Annotated in this window: 26 protein-coding genes; 8 read left to right on the top strand and 18 right to left on the bottom strand. The window is 60.6% G+C overall.

Translation table 11 applies throughout. The features are described 5' to 3' along the window. Window positions 1–11 precede the first annotated feature (11 nt). Both ACPYOP_RS11710 and ACPYOP_RS11715 read right to left on the bottom strand, forming a co-directional pair. Window positions 12–1,232, bottom strand: a complete 1,221-nt coding sequence (locus tag ACPYOP_RS11710) for an ROK family protein (protein ID WP_481410555.1) — start codon at window positions 1,230–1,232, stop codon at window positions 12–14. Window positions 1,233–1,498: 266 nt separating this feature from the next. Further along, window positions 1,499–2,131 (bottom strand): lysozyme inhibitor LprI family protein, encoded by a 633-nt coding sequence (locus tag ACPYOP_RS11715; protein ID WP_481410556.1) that lies wholly within the window; start codon window positions 2,129–2,131, stop codon window positions 1,499–1,501. Between the two features lie 167 nt (window positions 2,132–2,298). Between ACPYOP_RS11715 and ACPYOP_RS11720 the strand changes: the two genes are divergently transcribed. Further along, window positions 2,299–2,805 carry a hypothetical protein gene (locus ACPYOP_RS11720; RefSeq protein ID WP_481410557.1) on the top strand — a complete coding sequence of 169 codons (507 nt, stop codon included), beginning with the start codon at window positions 2,299–2,301 and terminating at the stop codon, window positions 2,803–2,805. 118 nt (window positions 2,806–2,923) lie between these two features. On the opposite strand, the gene ACPYOP_RS11725 is transcribed toward ACPYOP_RS11720, so the two are convergent. Beyond that, window positions 2,924–4,207, bottom strand: a complete 1,284-nt coding sequence (locus tag ACPYOP_RS11725) for an ATP-binding protein (RefSeq protein WP_481410558.1) — start codon at window positions 4,205–4,207, stop codon at window positions 2,924–2,926. A gap of 337 nt (window positions 4,208–4,544) precedes the next feature. Between ACPYOP_RS11725 and ACPYOP_RS11730 the strand changes: the two genes are divergently transcribed. The 3 genes from ACPYOP_RS11730 (at window position 4,545) to ACPYOP_RS11740 (ending at window position 7,509) form a co-directional block, all read left to right on the top strand. Continuing rightward, complete coding sequence (locus ACPYOP_RS11730; RefSeq protein ID WP_481410559.1) at window positions 4,545–4,670, top strand: hypothetical protein; 126 nt, start codon at window positions 4,545–4,547, stop codon at window positions 4,668–4,670. Window positions 4,671–4,778: 108 nt separating this feature from the next. Beyond that, the gene (locus ACPYOP_RS11735; protein ID WP_481410560.1) at window positions 4,779–6,383 is read left to right on the top strand and encodes a diguanylate cyclase domain-containing protein; all 1,605 of its coding nucleotides are present in this window, start codon (window positions 4,779–4,781) and stop codon (window positions 6,381–6,383) included. Window positions 6,384–6,546: 163 nt separating this feature from the next. Further along, the gene (locus ACPYOP_RS11740) at window positions 6,547–7,509 is read left to right on the top strand and encodes a S1C family serine protease (protein WP_481410561.1); all 963 of its coding nucleotides are present in this window, start codon (window positions 6,547–6,549) and stop codon (window positions 7,507–7,509) included. Window positions 7,510–7,566: 57 nt separating this feature from the next. On the opposite strand, the gene ACPYOP_RS11745 is transcribed toward ACPYOP_RS11740, so the two are convergent. From ACPYOP_RS11745 to ltnD, 6 genes are all read right to left on the bottom strand, one after another. Further along, a complete protein-coding gene (locus tag ACPYOP_RS11745) occupies window positions 7,567–8,343 on the bottom strand; it encodes an SDR family oxidoreductase (protein ID WP_481410562.1) in 777 nt (258 codons plus the stop codon). Next, complete coding sequence (gene denD / locus ACPYOP_RS11750) at window positions 8,340–9,326, bottom strand: D-erythronate dehydrogenase (RefSeq protein ID WP_481410563.1); 987 nt, start codon at window positions 9,324–9,326, stop codon at window positions 8,340–8,342. Before denD ends, ACPYOP_RS11745 begins: the two co-directional genes overlap by 4 nt. A 99-nt stretch (window positions 9,327–9,425) precedes the next feature. Then, window positions 9,426–10,190, bottom strand: coding sequence for a hydroxypyruvate isomerase family protein (locus ACPYOP_RS11755; RefSeq protein ID WP_481410564.1), 765 nt, complete (start codon window positions 10,188–10,190; stop codon window positions 9,426–9,428). Window positions 10,191–10,192: 2 nt separating this feature from the next. Beyond that, window positions 10,193–10,843 (bottom strand): 3-oxo-tetronate 4-phosphate decarboxylase, encoded by a 651-nt coding sequence (gene otnC / locus ACPYOP_RS11760; RefSeq protein ID WP_481410565.1) that lies wholly within the window; start codon window positions 10,841–10,843, stop codon window positions 10,193–10,195. Beyond that, window positions 10,840–12,114, bottom strand: coding sequence for a 3-oxo-tetronate kinase (gene otnK, locus ACPYOP_RS11765; RefSeq protein WP_481410566.1), 1,275 nt, complete (start codon window positions 12,112–12,114; stop codon window positions 10,840–10,842). Before otnK ends, otnC begins: the two co-directional genes overlap by 4 nt. Window positions 12,115–12,117: 3 nt before the next feature. Beyond that, on the bottom strand, window positions 12,118–13,026 hold the full coding sequence (ltnD, locus tag ACPYOP_RS11770) for an L-threonate dehydrogenase (protein WP_481410567.1): 909 nt from the start codon (window positions 13,024–13,026) through the stop codon (window positions 12,118–12,120). Between the two features lie 169 nt (window positions 13,027–13,195). On the opposite strand from ltnD, the gene ACPYOP_RS11775 reads away from it, so the two are divergent. The 3 genes from ACPYOP_RS11775 to ACPYOP_RS11785 all read left to right on the top strand — a co-directional run bounded on the left by ACPYOP_RS11775 (window position 13,196) and on the right by ACPYOP_RS11785 (window position 15,406). Then, window positions 13,196–14,194 (top strand): LacI family DNA-binding transcriptional regulator, encoded by a 999-nt coding sequence (locus tag ACPYOP_RS11775; RefSeq protein WP_481410568.1) that lies wholly within the window; start codon window positions 13,196–13,198, stop codon window positions 14,192–14,194. 210 nt (window positions 14,195–14,404) lie between these two features. After that, window positions 14,405–14,761 (top strand): hypothetical protein, encoded by a 357-nt coding sequence (locus ACPYOP_RS11780; RefSeq protein WP_481410569.1) that lies wholly within the window; start codon window positions 14,405–14,407, stop codon window positions 14,759–14,761. Between the two features lie 273 nt (window positions 14,762–15,034). Continuing rightward, a complete protein-coding gene (locus tag ACPYOP_RS11785; RefSeq protein WP_481410570.1) occupies window positions 15,035–15,406 on the top strand; it encodes a hypothetical protein in 372 nt (123 codons plus the stop codon). Window positions 15,407–15,541: 135 nt separating this feature from the next. Here ACPYOP_RS11785 and ACPYOP_RS11790 read toward each other — a convergent pair whose 3' ends face one another. From ACPYOP_RS11790 to ACPYOP_RS11805, 4 genes are all read right to left on the bottom strand, one after another. Next, window positions 15,542–15,982 (bottom strand): VOC family protein, encoded by a 441-nt coding sequence (locus ACPYOP_RS11790; protein WP_481410571.1) that lies wholly within the window; start codon window positions 15,980–15,982, stop codon window positions 15,542–15,544. 191 nt (window positions 15,983–16,173) lie between these two features. Then, a complete protein-coding gene (locus tag ACPYOP_RS11795; protein ID WP_168840309.1) occupies window positions 16,174–16,395 on the bottom strand; it encodes a hypothetical protein in 222 nt (73 codons plus the stop codon). A 275-nt stretch (window positions 16,396–16,670) separates the two neighbouring features. Continuing rightward, window positions 16,671–17,816 (bottom strand): AraC family transcriptional regulator, encoded by a 1,146-nt coding sequence (locus ACPYOP_RS11800; RefSeq protein WP_481410606.1) that lies wholly within the window; start codon window positions 17,814–17,816, stop codon window positions 16,671–16,673. A 34-nt stretch (window positions 17,817–17,850) separates the two neighbouring features. After that, window positions 17,851–18,006: a hypothetical protein gene (locus ACPYOP_RS11805; protein WP_481410572.1), complete on the bottom strand. Its 156-nt coding sequence runs from the start codon at window positions 18,004–18,006 to the stop codon at window positions 17,851–17,853. Window positions 18,007–18,465: 459 nt separating this feature from the next. Here ACPYOP_RS11805 and ACPYOP_RS11810 point away from each other — a divergent pair, with 459 nt between their 5' ends. Continuing rightward, entirely contained in the window at window positions 18,466–19,503 is a 1,038-nt protein-coding gene (locus tag ACPYOP_RS11810) for a dipeptidase (protein WP_481410573.1), read from the top strand. A gap of 70 nt (window positions 19,504–19,573) precedes the next feature. On the opposite strand, the gene ACPYOP_RS11815 is transcribed toward ACPYOP_RS11810, so the two are convergent. From ACPYOP_RS11815 to ACPYOP_RS11835, 5 genes are all read right to left on the bottom strand, one after another. After that, on the bottom strand, window positions 19,574–20,971 hold the full coding sequence (locus tag ACPYOP_RS11815) for an LLM class flavin-dependent oxidoreductase (protein ID WP_481410574.1): 1,398 nt from the start codon (window positions 20,969–20,971) through the stop codon (window positions 19,574–19,576). A gap of 36 nt (window positions 20,972–21,007) precedes the next feature. Beyond that, complete coding sequence (locus ACPYOP_RS11820; protein ID WP_481410575.1) at window positions 21,008–21,985, bottom strand: ABC transporter permease; 978 nt, start codon at window positions 21,983–21,985, stop codon at window positions 21,008–21,010. Between the two features lie 3 nt (window positions 21,986–21,988). After that, window positions 21,989–23,008, bottom strand: coding sequence for an ABC transporter permease (locus ACPYOP_RS11825; RefSeq protein WP_481410576.1), 1,020 nt, complete (start codon window positions 23,006–23,008; stop codon window positions 21,989–21,991). Further along, window positions 22,998–24,548 (bottom strand): sugar ABC transporter ATP-binding protein, encoded by a 1,551-nt coding sequence (locus tag ACPYOP_RS11830; protein WP_481410577.1) that lies wholly within the window; start codon window positions 24,546–24,548, stop codon window positions 22,998–23,000. Before ACPYOP_RS11830 ends, ACPYOP_RS11825 begins: the two co-directional genes overlap by 11 nt. A 63-nt stretch (window positions 24,549–24,611) precedes the next feature. After that, window positions 24,612–25,616 carry a sugar ABC transporter substrate-binding protein gene (locus ACPYOP_RS11835; RefSeq protein ID WP_481410578.1) on the bottom strand — a complete coding sequence of 335 codons (1,005 nt, stop codon included), beginning with the start codon at window positions 25,614–25,616 and terminating at the stop codon, window positions 24,612–24,614. Between the last annotated feature and the right edge of the window lie 170 nt (window positions 25,617–25,786).

Raw genomic sequence — 25,786 nt, forward strand, 5'->3', positions numbered from 1 at the left:
GAGCCGTTTGCCTAACCTATGACGGCGTGATGCGCCAGCGGCTTCTGCAGAACGTCGAATTGCGGGTTCGTTTCCGAGAAGATGGGCAAGGCCGCGGCGCCGAGGATGGCTGTATCCCTGCCGGTCGCGCCGATCATCAGGCGGGGAATGGTGCGCTTTTCCGTCGGGTTCACCGGGGTGTGCAGCGGCTCCACGCGCTCGGCGAGCCGTGTCATCAGCGATGTCGGCGCGCTGCCGCCAAGCACGATCGTCTGCGGATCGAAGGCGAGTTCGAGGAAATCGATCGTCTGGCGAAGCGGCTGCACCGCCTGTTCCAGCCAGATCTCCAGACCATGGCCGTTAGCCGCGATCATCGCATCGAGATCATCGGGAGCAAGTTCCTGCGCATCGTCTATGCCGAGACATTCGTAGGCGACGGACGGCGAGACATAGCGATCGAGGCAGCCGCGCTTGCCGCAGGTGCAGAGCCTGCCATGCGGCTCGACAATGATGTGGCCGATTTCGCCGGCATTGGCGCGGCTGCCCTTATAGAGATGGCCGTCCAAAAACATGCCGGCGCCGATACCGCCGTCACCCGCAAGGAAGAGATAGACGAAACTCCCAAGGCCGCGGGCGACCCCGTAGAGCCGCTCGCCGATCGCGGCGGCCGTTGCATCGTTTTCGACGAGTACGGGCAGATCGATGAGCCGTTCCAGTTCGCGGGCAACCGGAAAATCCTGCCAGCCGGGCAGGTTGAGCGGACTGAGCGATGTCACGCCGCCATCGGCATAGCGTCCCGGCAGGGCGATGCCGGCGCCGAGCAGCCGGTCGCGGGGGAAAGAAAAGGCCTGCTGCAGATCTTGCACGATGCCGGCAAGGATCGGCATCGCCTCGGTCGGCCCCGGCCTGTCGACGTGGCGCTCTATGCGGGCGCGGACCGTACCCGATAGATCCGTCAGCACGCCGGCGGCACGCTGGCGGCCGAGCTCGAGGCCAATGGAGTAAGCGCCGTTCGGGTTGATCGTATAGGGAATAATCGGCTGGCCGCGGGCGATCTTTTGCGCTTCCATGGGGATCAGCAGGTGCGAGCGCGCCAGTTCTTCCACGATGTTTGAAACCGTCTGCGTGGTCAGTGCCGTCATGCGGGCAACCGCCGCGCGCGACATCGGTCCATTGGTGCGGATGGCCTCGATCACGACACGCCGATTATGCGATTTGGCCTGTTCGAGATTCGTGCCTGAAATTGTCTTCATGAGTGGATGGGGATTTTCTGTATCGGCGTTCGGTTGGCGTTGTTGCGTGTCACGAGCTGCCGTTGGCGTGACAGGGAAATGGCCGCTTTTGCCGGTGTTTGCCCCAGCGGGCATTTTCCATCCTTTTGCCTATCTCTTCAAGTGGTCGCGAGTTTCTGCCTGGCGACTGCGCCGCCTGTCGCGCGAAGCGGTCGGGCTTCGGCGGCCGTGCCGCAACACATTACCACGAGCAGGGATTGCAATGCCTGCTCGTGGCACAGATTACCTTATTGTTTGCGGTAGGTCCCTTGCAGGGTCACGCCGCCGGCAAGGTTGCAGACACCTGTCTGTGACACATGCCAGGTCTTTGCGTTGAGGCGATTGAGGTCGATCTTGCAGGCGTCTCTGGAAAGCTGGGTGTGTTCCTTCGCCAGCGGAACGACACCGTCCATGCCATCGGCATTGACATTGCCCGCTTCGGCGCCGCCCGGGCCGACAAAGGTCGAGGCGAGCGAAACCGCGATAAGGCCGTCGACCGGTCCGAAAATCGAAAGGTGGCCTTCGTTGCCGTCGGTGTTGTTCGACTGGAAATCCGTCGATGCGCTTCGTCCACCCTTGGTTGCCAGGAGGGAGCCGATCTGGTCGTCATAGGCCTGCCGGATGCAAGCCGCATCGCCGCAGGATTGTACCGTCGTAATCCAGCGCCGTTGCCGCTCCCGGATCTTGTCCGCATCGTCCTGCTTCGATGCAGCAGCATAGAGATCCCTTACGATCTTATCCCGCGTGAGGAGGGATTTGTCCTGGCAAATCATCTGATCGCTTGTCGAGGCAGGCTTGGCACAATCGATGCCAGCCGCTTCGACGGGCACTGCAAACAGGGTGACGATGACCATCGCCGAGGCGGATATCGAAATCCTCATGGGATACCTTCATTTTCGATGCTTCAGCTAACTATGCCTCGGCGCGGCTTCGTAAAGGTCCTGCCGACGTTCGCGGCAAACTCGTCAAATACCGCACCGGCATTTGACGATCGCAGGCATCCTTCTAGTTTCGACTGTCTGAGCGCACAATATCGATGGAAGGTCACGTGGAGGGCGAAACACAACTGTCCGGCAGGATCACATTTCTGATTGTCGGCTCCTTGTTTCTTGGCGTCACCATCGGGATGGGAGCCTTGGCAGTCCACCTCTACCGGACCTATGCGAACCCGACCGCCATGGCGGCGTGCACGGTTTTTTCCTGGGCATTCGGCAGCATGGTCATATCGATGGTGCTCGTGCTTCTGACCTCGGGGAGGAAAACCAAGGGCAAGATCGGCGCAAGGAGAGGGCAGGTCACCGTCAGGCTCGGCAGCAGATCGCTCGGCTCAAGCGGTCACGTCACGGGCGAGGGCGTTGAGGCCGAAGGCGAGGCGGGAAAGCGCATCATAAGCATGATCCCGTCTCTTTTCCTCATTGCATCCTCGCTCGGACTGGCACTTCTCGGCCTCTTCCTCTTCGGCCACCACCGGCTCGACCTGATCGGATCCGGAATGTTCATCGCGGTGGTGTTCTATATCGCGAATTGGAGCAGGCTGGCCTGGCCGCGAAAATAGTTCCTGAGGGCGGGGCGATCTTGGTCTACACTTATGACGGAATATCTTCTCCTCATATCACGAAAGCAGCTTGCGAAGCTCGCCACCGATTGTCCGTGTGTTGCAGCGCCCACTCAGACTAGGTTTCTTTGAACGACCAAAATATCGACAGAGGGAGCGCGAACATGTTTTCGCCGAAACTAAGTACGCGTTCTCCCATGTAGACGACGATGCCGACAAAGGGACGGTTCTTACCTGGGCCTTCGTCTCGGAACCATCGCAGATGCAGAAAGTCTTTTGCTTCAACCGTAGTCGATGTCTTCATCTCGAAGCCTATTATCGTTCTGTCTGCTTCAGCAATAATGTCTATCTCGCGTCCTCGTTGATGCCTCCAATGATAAAGCCGCCACCGACGCCTCTGATGGGGGAGGGATTTCCACAGCTCATTGTGAACGAAATTTTCGAAAAGGCCGCCAAGTGCTGCGGGGTTGGCGCCAATACTGAAGCTCTGCGCGTTCATACTCCTTAAGGCGGCGACGATCCCGGTATCGACAAGATGGATTTTGGGTTGGCGGATGTCGCGCCCGGACTCTCCAGATGTCCACGCAGGCAATCGATGCAAAAGAGAAAGTTTGGTTAGGATATCCAGGTAGGTATCGGTGGTATTCCTTTGCAAGCTGATGTTCGAACAGAGTTCGTCTATATTCAGCTCGTTTCCGACGCGCGTAGCTAGTTGATCGATCATTCGCCTCATGGCGTCCGATTTTCTTATTTTTAAGATGTACGCAACGTCGCGTTCCACGACACTGTCGACGTAGTCTGTATATCGATTCTGCCTCCACCGCTCTTCCAGAGTTCGTATTTCGGGGAAACCGCCTGCGACTATTAAGTCGATGTATTGTGCTCGGGACAAGATTTCTGCTTTAGGCAGGTCTAGTGGATCGGGACGGCCCTCCATCGACGCCCAGTCGAGAATTTTTGCAGCTCCCATGCGCTTTGTCTCAGCGACGCTCATTGGAAGCATCGTCATTGTATGGACTCTGCCTGCCAACGAGTCCGCTACGTGCGCGGAAATGAAAACGTTGGAAGAACCTGTCAGGACGAACTGGCCCATTGCTCGGTTTTCGTCCACAATTCTTTTCAACGCCGAGGCCAATTTGGTTGAACGCTGGGCTTCGTCGATAATGAGCGGACCCACTTTCGTCTCAGCCAGCAGAGCGTCCAACTGTCCTTTTGGGTCAGCTTCAAGAGCTGCGAGCACACCATCGTCATCTAATGTAATGAATTTTCCGACGCTCAATAGATCGCGTACAAGCGTCGTCTTCCCGACCTGCCGTGGCCCGATAATATTAACCACGCGCGCTGAGGCAAGAGCCGCCTTCAATAGGGCTTGCAGATGACGTGGTAAGAGACTGTTGTCCATGATGGTTATTTCATTTTCTCAGGAAACTGCGGTGCGGGGAAAGTTGTAATGGATCGCGGGGGAAAGTATCAATAGCAGCGCGGGGAAAGTGTCAATAGTGTGATGGTGGGAGCATTAGTAGGTGGACGTCACGGAGAACTCCCGCCTAGTCACCATCAGAGCACCGAAAGTGGCTCCTGCCGCAAGTTCCAAGTTCCCATGCTGCGGGTAGAACGGCTGCCCTGTAACCGACCAGCGAAAGCTGCAGAAAGACCCCAGGGCATCTTCGCGGGCAACTCCGACAGCGCCGCCTGATTAACGTTGTGAGCTTCTTCGTCAGCAGGAGTACTGACCGAGCTTGCTCCTTTGGATTCAGGCCAAAGGCACCGAGGCGGAAAAGCAGGTGGTCCTGCGGTTCATCACGCAGGCCATCGCGACGCAGGAGCGCCAACTTGCTCGGCTGTTGAAGGAAGACAAGGGCTGATTTCGATCGCAGGCGGATCGCACTCCGATTTTAGGGGCGCACTACATCTTGCCATGATCTACGGCATTCCTTTACCATCCGGCGTTATAGTCGGGCACGGGGATAAATTTGAAGGCCCGCTGGGAGAAGATGCTGGACGCGGAAATCGTCGCATTCCTGGAAGCGTGTCCGATGGCGGCACTTGTGCTCGACGCCGTCGGTACGGTCGTCTTCGCCAATGCGCAAGCCCGAGAGCTCTTTGTCCTTTCAAGCGCGCCTCGCGACCTGTCCATCTCGGATTTGATACCGGACTGGCCGCTTCCCGCCGCTGCCTCGCAGCCATTGCTCGTCACAGGTGCCGGCCATCGACGGGATTGCCGGGTCAGCGTCATGACCTGGCCTTCGGCGTCAGGAAAGCTGACGGCGGTCCTTATCGAACCGGAGAGCGAAGACCGCCATGCCGCGGTGGCGGCTAGGGAAGCCAATCTACGCCTTCGATATGTAATCGAGATGCTGCCGGAAGCGGTCTGCGTCTTCGATGCGAGTGATCGTTACGTTCTATGGAACGAGAAATACGCGGAGCTTTATCCTGATGTCGCCGATCATCTCAAACCCGGCATCGCTTTCGAAGATATTTTGAGGATCAGCCTTGCCAGCGGCCGCATGCCCGAGGTTGTCGAAGACAAGGAGATGTGGCTGAAGCAGCGCATGCGAAAATTTCGCCAGCCGGTTTCACAGGAGGAGCAGCAGCTCAAGGATGGGCGATGGCTTCGGCATGATGATCGGCGCACGCCTGACGGCGGCGCCATCGGCATGCGGATAGACATCAGCGAGTTGAAACAGCGCGAAGAGCGGTTGCGCCAGCTTTTCGATGCCAATCCGATGCCGATGCTCCTATGCGATGGCAGCAGCCTGCAGATCCTTCAGGTCAACCGGGCGGCGATCGACTTCTATGGCTTTGCAAAAGCGACGCTGCTTTCGTGGAGAGCGTGCGACATGCATGTCGAGAGCGAGGCGGATCGCTTTGCAGATGGGCTTCTCGAACTCGAAGACGATTGCGAGGCGAGAACGGTCTGGCGCCAAAGGGTGGCCGATGGGACGGAACGCCATGTGCTCGTTTACGTTCGGCTGCTCCACGAGGGTCTGGAACGCCGCCTCCTGCTGACCATTGCCGATGTCAGCGATCGCATTCTCGCGGAGGCCGAAGCCAATCGTCTGGCACGGCACGACATGCTGACCGGATTGCCGAACCGCATGTGCTTCTACAAGGCCCTCGATGAAGCCTTGAAGATGAACAATGGAAGGGGCATCGCTGTTTTCTGCCTTGATCTCGACGGGTTCAAGCCTGTCAATGACACTTTCGGGCACGCCGCGGGCGACGAGGTTCTCAAGATGGTGGCCGAGCGGCTGCGCGGCGCAGCCAGGGGCCATATGGTTGCGCGCTTGGGCGGCGATGAGTTTGCAATCCTGATGACCGGGGAAGTGGGTGATATCGCCGATGTGGCGAAGGGTTGCATTGCTGCCTTCAAATCCTCGTTTCGCATCGAGGGCGCCACCGTCGATATCGGCATCAGTATCGGTGTTTCGGCGGCGCCGGAGAATGGCGAGAACGGAGAGGTCTTGATTCAGGAAGCGGACCGCGCCCTCTACCGGGCTAAAGCCAATGGCCGGAATACGTGGCGGACGGCGAGCAACGGCCATCGCCAGCAGACCGTTTCAGGGCGCATGAGATAAGAGGGCGGTTCGGAAACGCGCCGGCCATGCGCAGCTCTTGAACTTGGCGTGATCTCTCCTCATTTCAGTAGCCACTGTTTCAATCTGTCGAACCGACAGCCTCCTGCTTTCTAACAGTTGCTGCCGTTCCTCTATGCGACGCGTCCGCGTCGGGGGAGTTTTCATGGGCTTTATTGATCGCGACATCCAGCCGTCATCCGATGCCGGGCTGCTGGATGCCTATTCTCAATCGGTATCGAGTGCCGTCGATCTCGTCGGGCCGGCCGTCAGCCGGATCGAGCGGCTGGGCGGCCGCGCCGGACATGGTTCCGGCTTCGCCATCTCGCCTGACGGCCTGGTCGTGACCAACAACCACGTCGTCGACGATGCGAAGGCCGTGCGCATCAAGACCCCCGAAGGGGCAACCGTCGAGGGAAGGGTGCTCGGGCGCGATCCGGATACCGACCTCGCGCTCATCCGTGCCAATGACTGGCCGGGCAATTGGGCGAGGCTCGGCGATTCCAAATCGCTGAAGCGCGGCCACATCGCGATTGCCATCGGCAATCCCCTCGGCTTCGAATGGACCGTCACGGCCGGCATCGTCTCGGCGCTTGGCCGGTCGATGCGCGCGGCGAGCGGCCGCCTGATGGAAGACATTATCCAAACGGATGCCGCTCTTAACCCCGGCAATTCCGGCGGCCCGCTGGTCTCGTCCGCCGGCGAGGTGATCGGCGTCAATACCGCCGTCATCCAGGGTGCCCAGAGCATTGCGTTCTCGGTTGCCTCCAACACGGCCAATCATGTGGTGTCCGAGATCCTGCGCTTCGGCCATGTCCGGCGCGCCTACATCGGCATTGCCGCCGATACGGTCGAATTGCATCGGCGCGTCGCGCTGGAAGCCGGCGTCACGCATTCGACGGCCGTACGACTGCGGCGCGTCGAGAAGGATAGTCCGGCCGAAAAGGGCGGCTTGCAGGAGGGTGACTACCTGCTTGCCATCGATGGACAGGCTGTATCCGGCATCGACGATGTCGTCAGGCTGCTGGATGGCGACAAGATCGACACGGAGATCGAGGTCTTGATCTTCAGTGTCGGTGGCTTGATCGAACGAAGGCAGGTCAAGCCTTCGGCGCGCCCAGCCATCTAGCCGATACCCGATCATATTCTCGGCAGCGTCGTACCGTCGACGCTGCCGATTGCTTTCTTACCCTCTGCCGACGAGCGGCATTTTCGTTGCCATGACGGTCATGGAGAGAACGTTGGCATCGAGCGGCAGGGTGGCCATGTAGACGACGGCGCGTGCGATATGGTTTGCCGAGATCGTCGGTTCGGCTGCGATCTCGCCATTCGCCTGCAGCACGCCGGCGCTCATCCGCGCCGTCATGTCGGTGGCGGCGTTGCCGATATCGATCTGGCCGCAGGCAATATCGAAGGGACGGCCATCGAGTGCCGTCGATTTCGTCAGGCCGGTGATCGCGTGCTTGGTGGCCGTATAGGGTGCGGAATGCGGCCGCGGCGTCGTTGCCGAGATCGAGCCATTGTTGATGATGCGGCCGCCTTGCGGCAATTGGGCTTTCATCAGGCGAAAGGCCTGCTGTGTGCACAGGAACGCGCCGGTCAGGTTCGCGCCGAGAATGGCGTTCCATTGCTCGAAGCTCAACTCCTCCATCGGCACCGCCGGCAGACCCATGCCGGCATTGTTGACCAGAAGATCGAGACGGCCATAACGGCCGGCGATTGCATCGAAGAGGCTGCGGACGGATGTGGGGTCGCTGACATCGGCGGCAACCGCAAGAAACTCAGCACCGGTTTCCTCGGATAGCTCGCTGGCGGATTTTTCGAGAATGTCGGCCCGGCGCCCCGAGATGACGACCTTGAAGCCTGCCGAGCCGAGCGCCTTGGCGATGGCGCGGCCTATGCCCGTGCCGCCTCCTGTCACCAAGGCGATCGCGTTCTTTGTGTTCGATGACACCTCCGTCATGCAACTCTCCCGTCGAGTTCGTCCTCGATATGCGCCCGGAGGATCTCGTCAAAACTCTGTTCGGCTTTGAAGCCGAGATCGCTCGCGCGCTTGGCGTCGAATTGGGTTGCCCAGCCGGAAACGATCCGTTCGATCACCGGATCCGGTTCCCGGCGGATGAGCGCCACCGCCTTGTCGCCGCCGACGCGGCGTAAGGCGTCGATCTCATCGGAAACGAGCGCTGAAAGCCCCGGCATGGTGAGATTGCGCCGCGGGCCGACCTTCGCGGTATCGAGCGTTGCGGCATGCGCGAAGAAGCCGACGGCCGCGCGCGGGCTTGCAAACCAGTGCCGCACCGTATCGCTGACGGGCAGAATGGCTTCCTTCCCGACAAGCGGTTCGCGCAGGATGTTGGAGAAGAAACCGGACGCCGCCTTGTTCGGGGTGCCCGGCCGCACGCAGATGGTCGGGAGCCTGATGCCGATGCCGTCGAGAATGCCGCGCCGCGAATAATCGGCGAGCAGGAGTTCAGCAATCGCCTTCTGGGTGCCGTAGCTCGTCAGCGGCGCGGTCAGGAATTCGTCGCCGATGACGTCGGGGAAGGGGGTGCCGAACACGGCGATCGAGGAGGCGAAGATGACGCGCGGGGCATAGGTGGATTTCAGGCCCTGCTGGCGAATGGCTTCGAAGAGCGCCCGCGTCCCATCGAGATTGACCGTATAGCCCTTGTCGAAATCCGCTTCGGCTTCGCCGGAGACGATGGCGGCGAGATGGAAGATCATATCCGGGCGATCTTCGACGAGCCTGTCCGCAACGCCCGGTGCCGCAACGTCGATTGTCAGGGCCCTTGATACGGATGCGAGCGCTTCCGGGACAGGCGGCTGGAAGGCATCGACCAGCGTCAGGCGGTCGATGGTCTGCCCCAGAGTGTTCGGCTCGGCGGCAATGCGGTTGACAAGCTTGCGGCCGACCATGCCCGCAGCGCCCAGGATCAAAACATGCATATCGGCTTTTCCTCCCAATAGGCTGATATCAGTCTTCGGGATCATTCCCGAGTGAATTTCTTTAAAGGCCGTCGAGCATCTGGGATGCCGACCGTTCTTTCATCTGTATGCTTGCAGCCAGGCGAGCCCTGCGTCCGTCGTGGTCGCCGGCCGATATTCCGCGCCGATCGGTTCGTCATAGCCCAGCTTTTCCAGAAACCGCAGAATGTGACGGTAATCGATCTCCCCGTGGTCCGGTTCGCGCCGGTCCGGAACGGCGGCGATCTGGATATGGCCGATTGTCGCCATATGCGCTTGCAGCCTGTGCGTCAGGTCACCCTGCATGATCTGGATGTGATAGCAGTCGAACATGAGCTTGACGTTCTCCGCTCCAACCGCAGCTATGATGTCGAGCGCCTGATCGGCAGTCTGGAGGAAGTAGCCCGGCGCATCGCGATGGTTGAGCGGTTCGATCAGGATGGTCGTCCCCGTCTTGCCGGCGCGTTCGCTGGCATAGCGGAGATTGGCGATGAAGGTGGTTCGCGCCGCGTCGCCGGCAGCCTTGCCGGCCATCACATGCACGTTTCGCGCGCCGATGGCCACTGCATAATCGATCGCCTGATCGATGACGCCACGCGCCTCATCCTCGCGCCCTGGAACGGCGGCAAGCCCGTTATCGCCAGCCGCGATATTGCCGCGGGCGGTATTGAGGCCGAGCATGGGAAGGCCGCTTTCGTCCAGTGCCTGACGCACGGCTTCAGCGGGAGTGTCGTATGGGTAATGGCATTCTACCGCATCGAAGCCGGCGGTCTTGGCGGCGCGGATCGCGTCGGGGAGAGAAAGCTCCTGCCACAGGAATCCCAGATTGGCGGAAAAGCGTGTCATGTTCAGTCCCACTCGACGTCATAGGTGCGAACGAGGTCGGCGATCTGCGCATCCGTCAGCAGCGAAGGATTGGCCCCGCGCGTCAGTATGGCAAGCTTTGCCGTCTCTTCCAGTTCCTCTATCGCATAAACAGCCGCTTCCAGATCTTTCGCTGAAACGACGGGTCCATGCGCGGCCAGCATCACGGCGCTGCGCTTGCCGGCAAGGCCGCGAATGGCATCGCCCATGGCCGGATCTCCGGGCATGAAATAGGGCAGCAGCTTCACCTTGCCGAGCTTCATGATGGAATAGGCCGTCAGCGGTGGCAGCATGCTGTCGGTATCGACGCCGGGCAAGATCGAGAGCGCAACGGAATGGCTGGAATGGAGATGGACGACGGCTCCGGTCTTTTTTGGCCGTGTCTCATAGAAGGCTGCATGCAGCGGCATTTCCTTCGTCGGCTTGTCCCCGCCGATCAGGCGTCCCTCTGCATCGAAGAGCGAGAGCCGCGCGGGATCGAGGCGCCCGAAGGAGCTGCCCGTCGGCGTCACCAGCAGACGTCCATCGCTGAGACGCGCGGAAATATTGCCGGAGGAGCCGGCTGTCAGGCCGCGATCGTAAAGCGATTTGGCCATCATGCATATGTGTTCGCGCAGTCCGGCTTCTTCGCTCATGCAGCCTCCAACCGGTCGAAAGCATCGGTGAAGAAGCCTTCGCCGCCGAAATTGCCGGATTTCAGGGCGAGCGCGATCGGCTCTCCCTCGACGGTCGCGAAGGTCCAGGGGACACCGGGCGCTATTTCCGGGCCGATCGCCAGATGGGTGACGCCGAGCGCCTGCGTAATCGCTCCAGATGTCTCGCCGCCGGCGACGACGAAGCGGCGCGTGCCGCCATCGAAGGCAGCGCGGGCGATCTCGGAAAGGGCGTCCTCGACCACCTGGCCTGCCTTGTTTCGGCCCAGCCGCTCTTGAGCTTGCCGCACCTCGTCGGGTTCGGCGGTGGCGTAAATGAGTTTCGGCGTATCAGGAGATTGCTGGCGGAGCCAATCCAGCGCTGCAGCGGCGCCGTCCTGTGCAAGCGCGATCGGATCGAGCCGCAGGCTGGCGACGTTGCCGGCATAATTGGCAACTTGCCTCCGGGTCATGGCGGAGCAACTGCCGGACAGGACGATAGAACCGCCGGCGACTTTTGGCAATGCCTGTCGATGTTCGGAGAGTCTGACGAGACCCCGTTCCATGTAGAGTTGCGGAAGCTGGCCGGCGATCGCGCTGCCGCCCGTCAGCAGTGGCATGTCGAAGGATGCTGCGGCGATCGTGCGGAGATCGTCGTCGCAAACGGCATCGACGATCGCATGTTGAATACCGCCGCCGCCGAGTTGCGCCAGCTTTGCTCTCAGCGCCGCCGCGCCTTTCGAGACGACATTGCGGTTAGCAAGGCCGACCGCGCCGCTCACCTGCGGTGTCAAAAGCCGGACAAGGCTTGAATCGCGCATCGGCGTCAGCGGATGATCCTTCATCGGGCTTTCCGACAGAAGCTGCTCGCCGACGAAGAGATGACCCATGAAGACGCTTCGCCCGTTCTCCGGAAAGGCGGGGCAATAGATCGTCTGGATTGCACCCGTCTCAGCCAACAGCATCTCAGCAACCGGACCGATATTGCCTTCTGCCGTGCTATCGAACGTCGAGCAATATTTCCAGAAAAACCGGCTGGCGCCTGCTTCCTTCAGCCAATCAAGCGCTAGTCGGGCCTGTTTTACTGACATGTCGGCCGGCGAAGTACGGCATTTCAAGGCGATGACCTCGAAGGCTGCCGTCTCGTTCCGATCGCGTTTTTCCTTCGGTACGCCGATCCGCAGCGAAACGGGCAGTCCGCTGCGCGCCAGCAGCGCGGCAAGATCGGTTGCCCCGGTAAAGTCATCCGCAATGCAGCCAAGCAGGAGCGTCATGGCTTAGTCCTTCATGCCCGGCAGGTGGGCGCCGCTCTTGGCGGCCAGGATTTTGGCAACGGCAGCGTCGTCTTCGAAGCCGAGACCGGCTTCCGATGCTTCCATGAAGAGATCGAGCGCGGCTGCGGCGAGCGGCGTGACGGCTCCGGCTCTGCCGGCCTCCGATGTAACGATGCCGAGGTCCTTGACGAAGATGTTGACCGCCGAGCGTGGCGTATAATCGCCTGAAACGATGTGCTCGCCGCGGTTCTCGAACATCCAGGACGAGCCAGCGGAAACACGGATCACCTCATAGAGCGTCTTCAGGTCTATGCCGGCCTTGGCGGCAAGCGTCATCGCTTCGGCTGTCGCGGCGATGTGCACGCCCGCCAGCAACTGGTTGATCATCTTGACCTGCGAACCGCCGCCCGGGCGCTCACCCAGCCGGAACAGCTTGGCCGAGATAGCGTCGAGCACAGCGGATGCGCGAGCGAAGGCCTCGGGCGCGCCGGATGCCATGACGGTGATCTCGCCCGCAAGCGCGCGAACGTGACCACCGGAGACCGGGGCGTCGATAACAAACATGCCAGCTGCCTCAAGCCGCTCGGCAATAGCTGTCGTCGCGCTCGGCGCCATGGTGGTGCAGAGCAGGAACGTGGTCGAGGGACGAGCGGCTGCCAGCGCACCATCCCGGCCGAAAAGCACGTCCTCGACCTGCTTGCTGTTGACGACATAGACGAGGACCGTGTCGGCGTCTTCCGCCGCTGACGCTGGCGTCGTGCAGGGCGCGCCGCCGTTCTCGGCAAAACGGGCGAGAACCTCGTTGCGAACATCGCAACCGCGCACTGCAAAGCCCGCTTTCAGAAGCGACAGGGCAGCGCCCCAACCCATGGACCCCAGGCCGATGACTGCGGCCCTCTTCGTGTTCTGCACGGCGCTACCTCTGCGATTTTCAGCTCATGTTACCGATACCGGTATCGGTAACATAGCCTTCTTTTCCAGGGAATTGTCAATAGGCGGATGTTTGCCTTTTCCAGGAAACATTCTATGAAGAAGAGCGGCATTGTGCCAGCCGCCATCGTTCATCGAGGGTTGCTTGGGGATGCGCAAACCCACTCTGGAAGAAATCGCGATCGAAGCGGGCGTCAGCAAGATGACGGCTTCGCGCGCTTTGCGCGGCGTGGCTGACGTCTCCAGCGAGACGCGCGGCAGGGTCGTCGAAGCGGCAACGCGAATGAACTATGTGGGCAACAGGCTGGCGCTCTCGCTATCCTCGCAGCGCACCAATCTGGTCGCCGTCGTCGTTCCCAGCATGTCGAACATCGTTTTCGCTGAGATTCTTGCCGGCATTTCCGCCGGGCTCGACGGTTCCGGCATGCAGGCCGTGTTCGGCATATCAGACTATGATATGGCAAAAGAGCGCGACATCATCCGCGACATGCTCTCCTGGCAACCCTGTGCCATCATCGTCACCGGTCTGGATCAGCCGGAGGAGACGGTGGACTTGCTCCGCCATGCCAATATTCCGGTCATCCAGCTCATGGACCTCGATGGTGCGCCGATCGATTTCAATGTGGGGCTGTCGCATGGCGCGGCGGGCGAAGACATGGCCGAGGCGCTCATTGCCGCCGGCCGCCGGCGGTTCGGCTATGTCGGCAGCGCGCTGGAAAAGGACCTGCGTGCCGGCAAGCGCAAGGCCGGCTTCGAGCGTATATTGCGCGCGCATGGTCTGGGTTTCATCGAGCAGCGGATTGACGATGCCTTTTCCTCGATCGCGCTCGGAAAGCAACTGACGACGGCAATGCTTGCGGCGGTGCCCGACGTCGACTGCATTTATTATTCCAACGACGACATGGCGAGCGGCGGATTGTTCGCCTGTATGGAACTCGGCGTTGCGGTTCCCGGCCAGGTGCTGATTGCCGGATTCAATGGGCTGGATCTGGTCGGCTCTCTGCCGGCGCCGATCGCAACCTCCCGTTCGCCAAGGCGCGCCATGGGCGAGATGGCCGCGCAGTTGGTTCGCCGCGCTGTCGCCGACGACGGAGATATCGGCGAGAAAACCATCGTGTTCAAACCGACGATCACAGGCATCGAGTGCTAGGATGTCATCGTCCAGATAGCGGAGCCGCCATATTAAGGGCGGGGCGGCACTCTTACGTTCGGCAACAAGATTCCCCACAAATTCCATCGGGCGGAAACATTCGGACATGGGCGAGGCGAACTCGTCGGCTAGACCGGCATCTGCATGTGAGCAAGTTGTCATTTCGTATGCGTGATACTAATCTGGATAGCATCAGGGCATTGAGGATTCATGTACGACGATTCGATCCTGCCGACAGAGATTGCCGTTTTGCTTGGCTTGATATGCAATATCGGCGCGCCGCTTTTGGCCTTCTGGTCGGCGGGAAAATTACCTCGACTACGCCTCTGGTTTCATGCTGGCGCCTTCGTCGCGATCCTGGCCTCGCCGCTGGTGGCCATGATCCTTGGACTGCCGGATCTTTTTCCTGAAGAGGAAGACGGTCCCGGTGCCCGATTTGCTTTCCTGCCGCTGATCATGGAAACGGCCATTATCGTACTGCTCTATTGTCTCGCCGGCGCAATGCTTCTGTCCCAGCCGGTCCATTCGGCCATCACCGATTGGCGGGATGGAGATCGTATGCCCTGAGGCAGGTCGCGCAAAAATGTGCGGCGGTTTTGCTATACCGATGCGCTTCAGCGGCGATATGCCGGCTGAATGCCGTGAATCTCGAAGACATTGAATTCTGCCGGTCGTCGAGGAAATTGCGAGCGCATCTGCGCGGCCGCCAATGACTATTCCTTCGATAGTCCCCTTGACGTCCGGCCGTGTGCCATGATCAGGCTCCGGCGGCGTTCAGGCAGAGTTCAGGCGAGTTGGTGTATCTCTGCCTGGTCCATGAGAGAAAATGGGGTAAGGGAAATGTTGGAACGTTTCGTACGAGTATCGCGTGTCGCCTTGATCGGGCTGGCCGCACTGCAACTGATGACCTCTGCTGCCTCGGCACAGTACTATGGCGGCGATGACGGCTATGCCCCGCCGCCCTGGCAGCGTGACCGGGGCCGGGATTGGGACCGCCCGCCGCGCGGCTGGGATCGTGACCGGGATCGCGATTGGGATCGTGATCGCGGCTGCAGCCGGCGCGAGCTTATGCGAGCCGCCCGTGCCGAAGGCTTCCGGCGCATCGATTCAATTGACAGCAATGGACGGCGTATCATCGTGCGTGGCTGGAATGATGGCGGCCCGGACCGCATGGCCTTCGCTAACCGAAGCGGTTGCCCGGCTCTTAACTGATAGCCGATATAGCGTAAGCGGAAGCCGAGTGTGGATCGGCTTCCGCTTACCTTCGCGGCCGCGCATCCCTTCGACTGGCTGAAAAAGGATGCGCCGTTGCTGCTCTTGAGCTTTGTTGCCGTTTGTCGCCCAACCTCAGGCGGCGGCGAATCTCTTTTTCGCAGGAACAGCGCTGCTGGTCTTGTCGGATGCGGCTGATGCTTCGATGTCATCGCCTTGCGACGTCACCAAGAACTGCCAGGATATACCCCAGGGATCTACCACCGGGCCGCACCCGTCCGTCGAATTGCCCTTTTCCAGAGCATTGCGCAGAAAATCCGCTTCGGCCTGCGTTGCGCATTCGAAGATGATGGAAGAGTAATGCTCGGAGCGATCGAACGGTCCGGCCTCGAAGCCCATGAAGGAACGGTTGCCGATTGTGAAGCCTGCGAACTTCACGCTGCCGGCCGGACCATTCGGATTGTCGGTTAAGATGTTCGAGATCCACCCGGTTGCCGAATTCGGAATAAGCGTCGCGTAGAACTCGATCGCCGATTCCATGTCACGCCGAAACCAGAGATGTTGCCTGACTTTCATCACTATTCGCTTTCTTCAAGTCCCGCCCGGATAGGGCGCCGCATGAAGGAGGCATGCCTGCCGTGTTGGTGGGTAAAACTCGTGCCGCCGGCGAGCCGCCTTCGTGGTGAGCGGTGTCGCCGGCGGCAGGCTGAAGAGTTGCTGCTGGCCGTTCGTGCCCACCCCTGCGGGGCACGGACGGGTACGCAACACTATTTTTCGGCAACTCTACCAGCGAGAGCCATGACATAGTCGTCGGCGATATCGGCGAGCGTCAAAGCGACTTCCGGTTCATTCCAGCCGGCAGCAAGCGCCATTTGCACGAAATCGCGAAACGCTACTTCAAGAACTTCTTCGCGTTCGACGGCGCGATAGGCGTCAGTGGAAGGATGTTGAGGCTTGCTGATGTTCATTGTCTGGCGGGTCGATACCATTGCTATGTTCCCTAAAGCTGTGCCTTGGTGGACGGAGGGTACATTCGCCACACACCAGGGCTTTGGTGTCCAAACGATTATTATGCTTCTTTTCTAATAGGTTACGCACGGGATGTCGTTAGCCGTGCATCCTGAAACTTGCAGCAGCGTCCATTTTCGCAATTGCTGAAGTGCGATCCGGCGGTTCAGCCCCGAGATGGCGTGGACGAATGTATCGTCCATTGCGTGAAGCAATCCGCTTTACGCGCGCTTGCGGGATATCGAATCCATCGTCTCTAATGATAGTAGCCGAGGGTCCTTAGCCATTCTTCGAAGGAATGGGTGCTGTCGGGCGATACCGGCGAGGCGACTTGTCCAAGATAGCGCGGAATGGTGAGGTTTCTTGCTTCGCGAGGACTGTAGCCGAATTCCTTGCTGAAGGCCCGGCTGAAGTGTGCTGCCGACGAAAACCCGACACCAAAGGCGATATCGAGGATCTGTTCCCGGTTCGCCGGATCGCTGAGCGCGGCATGGGCCGACAGGAGACGGCGTCGCTGAATATAATGATGCACGCCGCCATATTGCTCGAAGATTTGGTAAAGCCTGGTGCGGGATATGCCGAGCTGCCGGCATATCTGCTCCACCGTCAGATCGCCTGCGGCAAGATTGCTTTCGACGAAACGCCGCACGCGCTCCGTTACCGCCAGGGTGCTATGCTGTTCGACGCCCGTCGATTGCGCCGCCGATGTCGAAACCGAAGCCACGATCATGTTGCGCACCGTCTGGACGACATGCGGCAGGTCCGTCGCCGCAAAGTGAGGAAGATTATCCGTGACGCTGCCGAGATATTCGATCAGCATGCCGGTGAAGATCCCGGAAAGGGCGATGTTGTTTTCGATCTCGACGGGGGCAGGAACCTCGAACAGCAATGCTCGCGGCAGAAAGAGCGAGAGGGTCTTCGCCCCCGTCGATCGTCCCCGAAAAGGATGCCCTAGAGAGCGCAATTCTATCTTGCCCGGCTCTCCTTCCAGCACACGCCCATCGACCTCCGTCCACGTCCGGCCATCGCTCAGGACGGAGATATGCCAATGATCGATGAGGTTGGCTTTTACCTTCGCCTGTGAGCGCATGTAGCTGTGAGGAGGCGTATCCTGCTGAACGATGAGCATGCCACCGAGGTTCCAGGCCACATGGTCTGCTGGAAAGCCGGTTTCCGGCGAGACATTATCCGGCAGCCGGATGTCGACATGCGGTGCGATATAAGTCTGCCAGGCGGCAAATTGCGCCGCCGGTTCGAGTTCGCGCGTCGAAAACCGCAGCGGCTGCAAAGCCGGTGGTGGCAAAGCGTCTTCGGTCGCCGGTTTCTCCGGTCGCGGAAAGCGTCGCCGATCTGACGGTTGGGGTCTTCGGTCCTCGCGCAACGGCCGATCCTTCGTCTCGATGGACGCAGATGCGGATTGTTCTTCGCGCCGCAAATCAGACAATCCGGTCTCCTCGAATACCGTCAGGATAAAACATGAGCACCGCCTTCAAACGGCCACTCATGATGTCGGCAGATAGATGGTCGCCTGTTTCAACAGGAATAAGGTCCAAAGCCTGCTTCGGGCTGTCTTTTCTCCAGCGAAACGACATGTTGCACCTTGCCGTATCCCTTAGCTACCTGATGATGCCAAACCCTTTCATTTGCAGCGCGATTTCGAAAAGGCAAGTCCTACGGGTCATCAACCTCATATTCGCGTGGCAATTGCTCTAAACTATGGCGGCAGGAGATGCGGAGTCGTGTCGCATCGGTACATATTGAGCAATTTCGGGACGGCGTGTCGATTGACGTCCGTGCAAGAGCCGACTGCCTTCGTGCTGCGCTGCAGGCTAATGTCGTACCGGTATTCGATTGAAGGCGTTACCGTCTTCGGCGATAGCTCTATGCCTGACATAACGAGGCTTGGCATGGCCCGGTCTCCATCATATCCTCGCGGAGCTCTTCACCGGCGCGTTTTGCGAGCAACCACTCCGTTTTTCATGCGTAGTTTGCATTTGCCCGTCCCGCCAAATTTACCTACGCAGATATCAACCACAGCTTTGGAATGACACATGACCGAATCTTCGCTTATCCCCGTCTTTGATGGCCACAACGACGTGCTGCTCCGGCTGCGCCGCGGCGGCTTGAATTCCGTCGACGCTTTCCTGAATGGCGAGGCTGCCGGACATATCGATCTGCCCCGCGCGCGTCGTGGCGGTCTTGCCGGCGGGCTCTGCGCCATATTCATCCCGTCGCCGGATCAGCCGAAGCCTGAGAACGCCGATTTTGCCACGCCTGCCCAGCCCGATGCGCTGAACGAAACCCTGGCCATGGCGCGGCTTCTGCTTGCGATCGAAGCCCGGTCCGAGGGAGCCGTGAAGGTCTGCCGCTCGGCCGCCGATATCAAGCGGTCGATCGCCGAAGGCCAATTCGCTGCCGTTTTCCATATCGAGGGCGCTGAGGCTGTCGCGGCCGATCTCGATGCCCTTTACGTCCTGCATCAGGCCGGCCTGCGCACGCTCGGACCTGTCTGGAGCCGCTCGAACGTCTTTGCTCATGGCGTGCCTTTCCGCTTTCCCTCGACGCCGGATATCGGCCCCGGCCTCACCGATGCCGGCAAGGATCTGATCCGCGCCTGCAACGAGCTCAGGATCATGATCGATCTCTCGCACATGAACGAGCAGGGATTCTGGGATATCGCGAGATTGTCGAATGCGCCGCTGGTTGCCTCGCATTCCAATGCGCATGCGCTTTCCCCGCACAGCCGTAATCTCACAGATAAGCAGCTCGATGCGATCCGCGATACCGGTGGTCTGGTTGGCATCAATTTCGGCGTGCTGTTCCTGCGCGACGACGGCGTGAGGAACCAAGATACTCCGCTCGACATCCTCGTTCGCCACGTCGCCTACATTGCCGAGCGCATTGGCATAGAGCATGTCGCGCTCGGCTCCGATTTCGATGGCACGACCATTCCGGCAGCGCTTGGCGATGCCAGCGGCTTGCCGAAGCTGATCGACGCCTTGCGCGCGCATGGTTTTGACGAGCAGGCGCTTGCAAAGATCGCCCATCAGAACTGGGTTCGCGTCCTCGAGCAGACCTGGGGCGGCTGAGACGAGGCATCTTCTCGTCTCTATCCAAGGCGGGGCAGCCGTGGAAGCTCGCGGAGCCCTTGCCTAAAGCTTATCCGACGCGTCTGGATGGGGCCGTGGGCACCCCAAGATTGCGATAACCGGTCGCCGGATGCGGTGCCGCGAGCCTTGGGCCACTGCCACCGAGCTTCTCGCGCAGGGTGCCCGCGCGATACTCGGTCTTGTAGACGCCGCGCTTCTGCAATTCCGGCACCAGGAGATCGACGGCATCCTCGAAACTTTCGGGGGTGACGGCATAGGCGAGATTGAAGCCGTCGACGTCCGTGTCCTCGATCCATTCCTGCATGAGGTCGGCGACCGTCTGCGGCGAGCCGACAAAGACCGGGCCGAAGCCGCCGATGCCGACCCAATCCGCCATCTCGCGCACCGTCCATTCCTTGTTCGGATCGATCGTGGTGAAGGTCTCGACGGCGGATTGCACTGCGTTGGTATGGCGATGGCGCAATACTTCATCGGGCGAGAACTGGCCGAAATCGATGCCGGTCCAGCCCGAGATCAGCGCCTGCGCGCCTTCGAGCGAAACATATTGACGGTATTCGTTGAACTTGCGCTGCGCCTCGGCATCGGTCTCGCCAAGGATGACGATCTGCAGGTTGAAGGCGAGGATTTCGCGAGGGTTGCGGCCGACGCGCTCGGCCGCCTCGCGAACATTGGCGACATAACGCTTCAGTACGGCCTTCGAAGGTGCTGCCACGAAAATGCATTCGGCATGGGCGCCGGCGAAATCCTTACCGCGGCTGGAGGCGCCCGCCTGATAGAGCACCGGGGTGCGCTGTGGCGACGGCTCGCAGAGATGGATGCCGGGAACGCTGAAATGCTTGCCGGAATGGCGGATCGGATGCACTTTTTCCGGCCGCGTGAAGATTCCCGCTTCGCGATCGCGGACGACGGCGTCGTCTTCCCAGCTGCCTTCCCAGAGCTTGTAGCAGACTTCGAGATATTCCTCGGCCAGCGCATAGCGGTCGTCATGCTGCGTCTGGGCCGACTGGCCGATATTGAGCGCGCCGCTGTTCAAATAGGAAGTGACGATGTTCCAGCCGACGCGTCCCTTCGTCAGATGATCGAGCGTCGAGATGCGCCGGGCGAATGTATAGGGATGCTCGAAGGAGAGCGAAGCCGTCAGACCGAAGCCGAGATGTTCCGTTTCGTAAGCCATGGTCGGGATAAGCTGCAGCGGATCGTTGACCGGCACCTGCGCCGAATGGCGCAAGGCCGCATCGACATTGCCGTTCAGCACGTCGTAAACCCCGAGCACGTCGGCGATGAAGAGGCCATCGAATTTGCCACGCTCCAGTGTCTTTGCCAGATGGACCCAATAATCGAGGTCCTTGTAGGTCCAGGATTTGTCGCGCGGATGGCGCCAGAGGCCCGGTGACTGGTGTCCGACGCAATTCATGTCGAAGGCATTGAGCCTGATTTGGCGTGTCATCTTGCTATTCCTGCGATTGTATCGTTCGGCCGGCGCTCAGGCGCCGACGGCTTTCTTGTTGACGAAGCTGAAGGCGAGCACGGCGAAGATCAGAAGGCCGGTGCCGACCTGCTGCCAGTAGAAGTTCAGACCCGTCAGCAGCAGGCCATTGGCGACGATGCTTAGGAGCAGAACGCCAAGCACCGTGCCGGCGACATTCGGCCGCCCCAACGGTGAAAAGGTCGTGCCGATGAAGGTGGCGCCGATGGCGTTCAGCATGAAGCCGTTGCCGGAGGAGGGGATATAGACGGTGACCGTCGCCATCAGGATCAGCCCGGCAAAGGCGGCAATCATGCTCGCAAGAATGAAGGTCACGGCCACATGTTTCGCTAGGCCGATCCCCGAATAGCGCACCGTGCGCGGTTGGATGCCGATGGCAAGCACGACGCGGCCGAAACGCATGCGTGCGAACAGCAGCGCCGCTCCGGCGATGATCGCCGCTGCGATCAGAAGCGGTATGGGAAGTCCGGCAAACGTCCCATGCCCGATAAAGCGCAAAGCTGCGGGAACGCCTGATGGCGGCAGATAGACCGGGTTGCCCCCATCCGTCAGCAGCTGCTGTATGCTGCGGCCGATGAACAGCGTTCCGAGCGTTGCCAGGAATGGCGATACGCCGATCGCCGAAATCAGGACGGCATTGACGCCGCCGACCAGGGCTCCCGCGCCAAGGCCTGCCAGCGCCGCCAGCGGCACGGGCAGACCTGCAAGAATACCGGAGACAAAGGCGAAGCTCGCGAAATCGACCGCCGTCCCGACGGATAGATCGATCCCGCCGGCGGCAACGGCGAAGGTCATGGCGATCGAGACGATGGCCAGCAGCGTGAAGTTGTTGACGAGGATGCTCTGCAGATTGCCGGGGCTTAAGAAGGTCGGCGCTACGGTCGAAAACAACGAGAAGACGGCGACAAGGGCGATGATGAGCCCGTAGCGGGCGAGGCCGGCGAATGATCGTGTCGGGGCGATGGCAGCGGTCATGGCTCAGATCTCCCGTTTGCGCAGCAGGGTGGTCGCGGAAACCACGATGAGGATCAGCAGACCCTGAACGCCGCTGACCAGCGTACTGGGCAGGTTAAGCAGCTGAAAGCCGTTGATGAGGAAGCCGACGAACAGTGTCGAGATCAGTGTGCCGCCGATGGTCGGCACGAGCCGGCGGGAGAAGACCGAGCCCAGCAACGCGGTGACGACGACGGGGAGCAGCATCTCGCCCGAACCGGTCGTGCTGCCGCTGAGGTAGGCGACGGAGAGAATGCCGGCGATGCCGCCGCAGAACCCACTGGCGACGAAAGCGCCCGCAACCAGGCTCTTCAACGGCAATCCGGCGGCGCGTGCTGCCTCCGGAAACTCACCGACGGCATAGAGCCTGAGGCCGAGTGGGGTGAATTGCACGATCGCCGTGACGATGACGGTAAAGCCGATCAGCACATAGGCGAGGATCGGAATGCCGAAATCGTCCGAGGATGAAAGAACGGTCAGGAGGTCGGTCGACGCGGGAAGCACGGTGTTTTGAGTCAGCACCAGCTCCAGCCCGGCGACGACATTCATCACGGCAAGGGTCGCCAGCAACGGGACGATGCCGGCAAAAACGATCGCCAGCGCATTGACGGCGCCGATCGCCAGACCGGTCGCCAGCGCGCCGGCTGCAGCGACCAGATCGCTGAAGCCGAGCTGGATGAGGCTTGCGTAAACGGCGGCGCTGAGTCCCATATTGGCGGCAAGCGAGAGGTCTATGCCGCCCGTGACGACATTGGAGCCGCCGGCGATGAGTACGATGGTCAGACCGACGGCGAGAACGCCCGAAATGGCCGATTGCCCAAGCACGTTGCCGATATTGCCGACCGTCAGGAAATAGGGTGCCGTCAGCGCAAAAATTGCCAGAATGGCGACAAAAGCCAGCAGCGAACCGAACCGCAGGGCGGCAGCGGCGAGCTTGCCGCCGGTCGGCAGCGCCTGTGCTGTCGGAGGCTCGGGGAGGGAAGCAAACTGAATATCAGCCGACATGGCGCAATCCTTCCCGGGCGCCGGTCGATGCCGACAGCACTTCGTCCGTTGTGGTCTGAGAGGAGATCAATTCGCGTGTGACCCGACCGCGAAACAGCACCAGAATCCTGTCGGTAATGCCCACAAGCTCCTGAAGATCCGAAGACAGTACGATCACACCGGCACCTCGCGCGGCAAGCTCGCCGATCAGCGAATAGATTTCGACTTTCGAGCCGATATCGACGCCGACGGTCGGCTCATCCAGCAGATAGATTTCCGACCGCCGGCTCAGCCATTTGGCAATCGCGACCTTCTGCTGGTTGCCGCCCGAAAGGGTGTGCACCAGCGCTTCGCGCCCGGCCGTCTTGATCTGCAACCGCTTGATCAGCTCGTCGGTATCGTCGCTTTCCCGCTTGCGGTTGAGAAAGCCGAAGCGCGTATAGCGGCCAAGGCTCGACAGCGTGATGTTTTCACGCACGCTGAGCTCCAGTCCCACGCCGTGGCCGCGCCGGTCTTCTGGCACCAAGGCGATCTGATGATCGACGGCTTCGACCGGATTGCGTGGCTTCAGGCCGCGCGCATCGATATCGATCGTTCCGCTTGTCGCCGTCTGCAATCCAAAGAGGGTCCGCACGAGATCCTTTGCTCCCGAGCCGAGCAGGCCCGTAATGCCGAGGATTTCGCCGCGATGCAGCGAGAGGCTGACGTCATGGAACCGGCCCGTTGCCGAGAGGTTTTTGACCTTGAGGATTTCCTTGCCCAGTTCGATTTTCCGTTTGGGAAACATGTCGGCGATGTCGCGCTCGACCATCAGGCTGGCGATCCGACCAGCCGAGATCTCGCCCTTCGTCAGGGAAGCGACGTCGACACCATTGCGCAGAACGGTGACATCGTCGCACAAGGCCTCGATTTCGTTGAGATAATGCGAGACGTAGATGATGGTCACGCCTTCACCGCGCAGACGGCGGATCAGTCGGAACAGGATCTCCGCCTCCTGCCGTACCAGCGCCGCGGTCGGTTCGTCGAAGACGAGGATCTTCGGCTTGTGCAGCAGCGCGCGGGTGATCTGGACGATCTGCCGCTCGGCGGTCGAAAGCTCGCTGATGAGCGCGTTCTTTGGCAGATCCACGCCGAAATAATTGGCAAGCAGCTCGTCGGCGCGGCGTTGCATGGCGCTGCGATCCAGGAAAGGTGTCTTGCCGTGGCGAATTTCCCGCCCGAGAAACAGCGATTCTCCGACGGTAAAGGTCGGGACCAGCAGCCGATCCTGGTGAATGAAGTGAATGCCGAGCTCTTCGCACAGATGCGGCGTCAGGCGATCATGGACCCTGCCGTCAATCTCGATCCGTCCCTCGTCCGGGGTGTGCAGACCGGCGAGGAGCTTAATCAGCGTGGATTTGCCTGCACCGTTCTGCCCAACAAGGCCGTGGACGGTGCCGGGCCTGACGGCGAGCGACGCGCCGGCCAGCGCCTGCGCGCCGCCGAAGCGCTTGACGATGTTATCGAAGCGCAGGATGTGTGGCGCGCTGTCTGCCTTAGTCGCCCGTTCGGTTACGGTCATGAAAGGAGGCCCCTTCGTCTTTCGAGGGGCGATGCGGGAGAATCCGCATCGCCTGCTTGCAGATCAACCGATACCGAGCGTCTTGATCACATCGGCGACATTGCGCTTGTTTGCGAGCAGCGCGGGCACGTAGGTCTCGCGCGGCAGCGTCTGGCCCGAAAGCAGCTTGGCGACATTGCGGATGGCGGTGCGGCCGATTTCCGCCGGCTGCTGGGCTGCGTCCGCACCGGCCGGCGAATTGGGATCGGCAACGAGCTGCAGCACTTCCGGACTGCCGTCGACGCCGTATGTGCGGATCTCGGTGCGGCCGGCAGCGGCGAGAGCCTGCGTGGCGCCTAGCTGCGGGATGTCCCAGGCCGACCAGATCGCCTTGATCGAACCCTTCTCCGGATATTTGTTGAGGATCGCGGTGATCTGGGTGAAAGCGTCCTGAACCGTGTTCGGAATGACGTCGCGGAGCTCCGGCTGAATGATCTTCACCTTCGGGAAGTATTTGACGACGTTGACGAGCTGGTCATAGCGAATCGCGCAGGGCGTCACGCCATAGAAGCCGTTGAAGACGACGATATTGCCTTCGCCGCCGATGTCGGAGACTAGCTGCAGCGCCAGGTCCTTGCCGATGCCCCAGTTGTCCGACGTTGTGTTGTTGATCGAATTGGTCGAGCCGACGTCCACGGTCAAAACGGGAATACCGGCGTCACGGGCCTTTTTCAGCCAGGGATCGATGACGCTCAGTGTGCCGAGGATCTGAACGATCGCATCGGGCTTCTGCGCGATCAGCGTCTGCAGCTGCGACACCAGCTTGCCGTCATTGCGGCCGGCGTCGACGGCGATCGGCGTGCCGCCGAGCCGCTTTACCTCGTCGATTTGCGCGTTATAGGCCTGCAGGTCGAAATAGTGGTCGGTTCCGGTCGCGCTGATGGCGATGCGCTTGCCTTTCAACGACAATGCGTCGTCAGCGGCGGCGGTTTTCGACAGAATGCTCGAAGCCGCGAGCGCGGTCCCGGCAACGGCCGTCAATTTTAGAATGTCCCGGCGTCCGAGGCCGGTCGTTTGTCCCTTGGTCATGAAAGCACCTCTCCAGCAATCCAAAATGCCAATAGATTACAAAATAGATAGATTTAACGATTTACGGAGGAACGTTTTTCCAAAACCTGGACGCATGTGGAAATTTCCATGATGCCGTCTCTCATACGGCGTATCGGGTTTTGCGATGGTGTGGGCTGGCGACACCGAAT

Source organism: Rhizobium sp. KNZ2-6A (assembly GCF_056755475.1).

What these genes read in the sequence shown, in the direction of transcription:
- ACPYOP_RS11710 (WP_481410555.1), bottom strand. Translation starts at nt 1,232, where the DNA reads ATGAAGACAATTTCAGGCACGAATCTCGAACAGGCCAAATCGCATAAT.
- ACPYOP_RS11715 (WP_481410556.1), bottom strand. Translation starts at nt 2,131, where the DNA reads ATGAGGATTTCGATATCCGCCTCGGCGATGGTCATCGTCACCCTGTTT.
- ACPYOP_RS11725 (WP_481410558.1), bottom strand. Translation starts at nt 4,207, where the DNA reads ATGGACAACAGTCTCTTACCACGTCATCTGCAAGCCCTATTGAAGGCG.
- ACPYOP_RS11740 (WP_481410561.1), top strand. Translation starts at nt 6,547, where the DNA reads ATGGGCTTTATTGATCGCGACATCCAGCCGTCATCCGATGCCGGGCTG.
- ACPYOP_RS11745 (WP_481410562.1), bottom strand. Translation starts at nt 8,343, where the DNA reads ATGACGGAGGTGTCATCGAACACAAAGAACGCGATCGCCTTGGTGACA.
- denD (WP_481410563.1), bottom strand. Translation starts at nt 9,326, where the DNA reads ATGCATGTTTTGATCCTGGGCGCTGCGGGCATGGTCGGCCGCAAGCTT.
- ACPYOP_RS11755 (WP_481410564.1), bottom strand. Translation starts at nt 10,190, where the DNA reads ATGACACGCTTTTCCGCCAATCTGGGATTCCTGTGGCAGGAGCTTTCT.
- otnC (WP_481410565.1), bottom strand. Translation starts at nt 10,843, where the DNA reads ATGAGCGAAGAAGCCGGACTGCGCGAACACATATGCATGATGGCCAAA.
- otnK (WP_481410566.1), bottom strand. Translation starts at nt 12,114, where the DNA reads ATGACGCTCCTGCTTGGCTGCATTGCGGATGACTTTACCGGGGCAACC.
- ACPYOP_RS11775 (WP_481410568.1), top strand. Translation starts at nt 13,196, where the DNA reads ATGCGCAAACCCACTCTGGAAGAAATCGCGATCGAAGCGGGCGTCAGC.
- ACPYOP_RS11780 (WP_481410569.1), top strand. Translation starts at nt 14,405, where the DNA reads ATGTACGACGATTCGATCCTGCCGACAGAGATTGCCGTTTTGCTTGGC.
- ACPYOP_RS11785 (WP_481410570.1), top strand. Translation starts at nt 15,035, where the DNA reads ATGTTGGAACGTTTCGTACGAGTATCGCGTGTCGCCTTGATCGGGCTG.
- ACPYOP_RS11790 (WP_481410571.1), bottom strand. Translation starts at nt 15,982, where the DNA reads ATGAAAGTCAGGCAACATCTCTGGTTTCGGCGTGACATGGAATCGGCG.
- ACPYOP_RS11795 (WP_168840309.1), bottom strand. Translation starts at nt 16,395, where the DNA reads ATGGTATCGACCCGCCAGACAATGAACATCAGCAAGCCTCAACATCCT.
- ACPYOP_RS11805 (WP_481410572.1), bottom strand. Translation starts at nt 18,006, where the DNA reads ATGTCGTTTCGCTGGAGAAAAGACAGCCCGAAGCAGGCTTTGGACCTT.
- ACPYOP_RS11810 (WP_481410573.1), top strand. Translation starts at nt 18,466, where the DNA reads ATGACCGAATCTTCGCTTATCCCCGTCTTTGATGGCCACAACGACGTG.
- ACPYOP_RS11815 (WP_481410574.1), bottom strand. Translation starts at nt 20,971, where the DNA reads ATGACACGCCAAATCAGGCTCAATGCCTTCGACATGAATTGCGTCGGA.
- ACPYOP_RS11820 (WP_481410575.1), bottom strand. Translation starts at nt 21,985, where the DNA reads ATGACCGCTGCCATCGCCCCGACACGATCATTCGCCGGCCTCGCCCGC.
- ACPYOP_RS11825 (WP_481410576.1), bottom strand. Translation starts at nt 23,008, where the DNA reads ATGTCGGCTGATATTCAGTTTGCTTCCCTCCCCGAGCCTCCGACAGCA.
- ACPYOP_RS11830 (WP_481410577.1), bottom strand. Translation starts at nt 24,548, where the DNA reads ATGACCGTAACCGAACGGGCGACTAAGGCAGACAGCGCGCCACACATC.
- ACPYOP_RS11835 (WP_481410578.1), bottom strand. Translation starts at nt 25,616, where the DNA reads ATGACCAAGGGACAAACGACCGGCCTCGGACGCCGGGACATTCTAAAA.